This window comes from Paenibacillus cookii, assembly GCF_018333375.1.
Taxonomy (GTDB): Bacteria; Bacillota; Bacilli; order Paenibacillales; family Paenibacillaceae; genus Paenibacillus_AQ; species Paenibacillus_AQ cookii.
Map to the genome: position 1 here is coordinate 1 of NZ_BORW01000094.1, position 800 is coordinate 800.

Sequence of the window (800 nt, forward strand, 5' to 3'; positions counted from 1 at the left end):
AGCCCCCTGTTGTGGCGAAGAACCCCCGCAACATGGCGAAAAAGCTACACGTCCTGCCATCTACAGCCGCACCGACAGCGGAAGTCATGAACAAGGGCACCCTCATGCTGGATGCGACATGCGCGCCTGCGGACATCAAGTATCCGACTGACTTGGGGCTGCTGAATCACGCCCGTGAAATCCTGGAAGACATCATCGACGTGCTGCACCGTCCCCATGTCGGAGCGATGGAGAAGCCGCGCACGTACCGCGAGAAAGCCAGAAAATCGTACCTGAGTGTTTCCAAGCAACGCAAGGCATCGGGCAAGGTGATCCGCAAAGCGATCAAAAAGCAACTTGGCTACGTGGGACGGAATCTGCGGATTATTGAAGCCCTCGTGAAGTATACGCCTCTCACGGAACTGAGCAAAAGACACTATCGCCAGCTTCTGATCATCTCGGAGCTCTACCGTCAGCAGCGCGAAATGCTAGAGAAGAATACGCATGTCGTCGCCGATCGCATCGTGAGTATCGAACAGCCGCATGTACGTCCGATGGTTCGAGGCAAAGCTGGAGCGAACGTGGAGTTCGGCGCCAAAATCGCCGCCAGTCTGGTGGACGGTTACGCTTGGATCGAAACGGCACAATGGGACAGCTTCAACGAGGCAACCACGCTGCAAGCATCGGTGGAAGCGTACAAACAGCGATTCGGGTATTATCCCGCCGTCATTCTAGCCGATAAAATCTACCGCAATCGAGACAACCTGAACTATTGCAAAACGCTAGGGATTCGCCTTAGTGGCCCGAAGCTCGGCAGACCC

Annotated in this window: 1 protein-coding gene; it reads left to right on the forward strand. The window is 55.6% G+C overall.

The window, feature by feature from the left end:
- Positions 1-800 (forward strand): transposase family protein (locus tag KI367_RS26735; protein ID WP_505861236.1); only part of this gene is annotated, 800 nt, incomplete at both ends.